Genomic DNA, 2,708 nt, shown 5'->3' on the forward strand with positions numbered 1-2,708 from the left:
TGCGGCCGGGGGGGGGGGGGGCGGCGGGGGGGGGGGGGGGGGGGGGGGGGGGGGGGGGGGGGGCCCGGGGGGGGGGGGGGCGGGGGGGGGGGGGGGGGGGGGGGGGCTCGGTCCGCGGTGTGCTGTCGGGATACCCTGCCGGGGTACATTGCGGCGGCTGGGGACAGGAGGCGGAGGATGGTGCGGTCACGGCTGTTCGGTCCGCCGGTGCCGTGGGCGCCGCGCCTGCTGCTGCTCGCCGCGCTGCTGTTCGGCATCGTGACGATGCACACGCTCGGCCATCCGGGCGGGGGGCACGGCGGGCACGGCGGTTCCACCGGGCACGAGGGAGCGGGGGCGCACGCCTCGGCCGCGCACCCCGCGCACCCCGCCGCCGTCCACCACGGCCCGGCCGCCATGCCCGCGGAGGCCGCCTCCGCCGTCGACCCCGCCGTCTCCGCCATCCCCGCCGTCTCCGCCGTCGACCCCGCCGCGCCCGGCGGCATGGACCCGATGACGGTCTGCCTGGCCGTCCTGGCCGGCTGGACCCTGGTGCTGCTCCTCGCCGGCCCGCTGCTGCGCCGCAGCGGCGACGCCGCCGCCGAGGTTCGGGCCCGACTGCTGAGGGCCGTCCGCGCGCTGCCCCCGCCCGGGGGCGGGCGGATACTCCTCACCCGGCTTTCGGTGCTGCGCCAGTAGGCGCGCGCCCGCCGTCCCGTGCCCGCGCCCGCTCGGGAGCGCCCGCGCACACGTCCACGCGCCCGCTCGCGCCCCGCGGCGCCCGCGCACGGAACGGCCGACGCGACGTCCTGCACACCCACACACCGCACGAGGTGCACTCCGCCATGCGCACACCCACCCGTCGTACCGTCCTCGGCGCCGCGCTCGCCGCCGCCGGGACCGGCCTGCTCACCGCCTGCTCCTCCGGCTCCATGAAGGGCATGGACCACGGGTCCATGAACCACGGCCCCACGGGGGGCACGGCCGGAACCGGCGGCCCGGCCGCCCCCTCCGCCGCCCCCGCCGGCTATCTCGCCCCGAACGGCCCCGAGGTCGCCGCCGCCGAGGCCCGGCGCAATCCCGGCCCGGAGCGGAAGGTCGCGCTCACCGCCACCGAGACCACCCTGGACCTCGGCGGCCGCACCGTCCGCAGCTGGGCGTACGGCGACCGCCTGCCCGGCCAGGAGGTGCGCGCCACCCTCGGCGACACGCTCGCCGTCACCCTCGCCAACCACCTGCCGCAGCCCACCACGCTGCACTGGCACGGCCTCGCGCTGCGCAACGACATGGACGGCGTGCCGGGCGTGACCCAGGCCGACGTCCGGCCCGGCGCCTCCTTCGAGTACCGCTTCGCGCTCACCCACCCGGGCACGTACTGGTTCCACCCGCACTCCGGTGTCCAGCAGGACCGCGGCCTCTACGCCCCGCTGATCGTCGAGGACCCCAGGGAGCCACTGGCCTACGACAAGGAGTGGGTCGTCGTCCTGGACGACTGGGTGGACGGCGTCGACGGCAGCACCCCGGACGCCGTCCTCGCCGAACTCGCCCGGGGCATGGGCGGGATGGACCACTCGGGCGGCTCCGGCCACGACATGCCGGGGATGACGGGAATGCCGGGCCACGACATGGCGGGGATGCCCGGCGCGGGCGGCACCCCGGGCGGCACCCCGGGCGGCACCCCGAACGCCGCCGGCCCGTCCCGGATGCTGATGGGCGCTCAGAGCCCGCTGCTGGGAGGCGACGCCGGAGACGTCGCATACCCCTTCCACCTGGTGAACGGCAGGCTCGCGACCGCGCCCGAGACCTTCACCGCCAAGCCCGGCGACCGGATCCGGATCCGGCTGGTCAACGCGGGCGGCGACACCGCCTACCGGGTCGCCCTCGGCGGCCACGAGCTGACCGTCACCCACACCGACGGCTTCCCGGTCGAACCGGCCACCACCCAGGCGCTGCTGCTCGGCATGGGCGAGCGCTACGACGTGCTGGTGACCGCCAAGGACGGCGCCTTCCCGCTGACCGCGCTGGCCGAGGGCAAGAACGCCACCGCCCTGGCCGTGCTGCGCACCGGCGGCGGCGCCGCGCCCGACGCGGCCGTCCGCCCCGCCGAGCTGGACGGCCGGCTGGTCACGGCGGGGCAGCTCAAGGCCGCTCCGGACGTCCGGCTGCCCGCCAGGGCGCCGGACCGCACGGTGAAGCTGGAGCTCACCGGCGGGATGGCGAAGGCCGACTGGGCGTTCAACGGCCGCCGGTACGATCCGGCGCAGCGCTACCCGGTGGCGGCGGGCGAGCGGGTGCGGCTGGAGTTCCGCAACAGCACCGCCATGTGGCACCCCGTCCACCTGCACGGCCACAGTTTCGCGCTGCCCGGTGACGGCCCGCGCAAGGACACCGCGGTGGTGCTGCCGGGCGCGACCCTGGCCGTCGACTTCGACGCCGACAACCCGGGCCTGTGGATGGTGCACTGCCACAACGTCTACCACGCGGAGACGGGCATGATGACCGTCCTCGGCTACCGGGCCTGATCGCGGGCTCCCCCCCCGCGCGAAAGTGCCCGGGTTCCACCCTGAAAGGACCCCGAACCGCTCCGCCGGTTCGGGGTCCCGCCGTCTCCGGCACCCGGCGCACTCCGGCGTGCCACCGGTACCTACCTGCGGCGTCATGACGATTTCTTAACGCGGCCCGGTAGCGGATCCTTAACGCCGGTCGCATAGCCTGACGCACTGCCGTCG

Annotated in this window: 2 protein-coding genes; both read left to right on the forward strand. The window is 76.9% G+C overall.

The genetic code is table 11. From position 1 onward, the window contains the following. Positions 1-177: 177 nt before the first annotated feature. Positions 178-678, forward strand: coding sequence for a hypothetical protein (locus ACFU6K_RS16705; protein WP_380663704.1), 501 nt, complete (start codon positions 178-180; stop codon positions 676-678). Between the two features lie 146 nt (positions 679-824). Continuing rightward, positions 825-2,501 (forward strand): multicopper oxidase family protein, encoded by a 1,677-nt coding sequence (locus ACFU6K_RS16710; RefSeq protein ID WP_380663705.1) that lies wholly within the window; start codon positions 825-827, stop codon positions 2,499-2,501. The last annotated feature ends 207 nt before the right edge of the window (positions 2,502-2,708 follow it).

Source organism: Kitasatospora sp. NPDC057512, from assembly GCF_042802135.1.
Lineage (GTDB): Bacteria > Actinomycetota > Actinomycetes > Streptomycetales > Streptomycetaceae > Kitasatospora.

Bases quoted from the DNA above. Each gene is read 5' to 3' on its own strand.
- ACFU6K_RS16705 (WP_380663704.1), top strand. From the start codon at position 178: ATGGTGCGGTCACGGCTGTTCGGTCCGCCGGTGCCGTGGGCGCCGCGC.
- ACFU6K_RS16710 (WP_380663705.1), top strand. From the start codon at position 825: ATGCGCACACCCACCCGTCGTACCGTCCTCGGCGCCGCGCTCGCCGCC.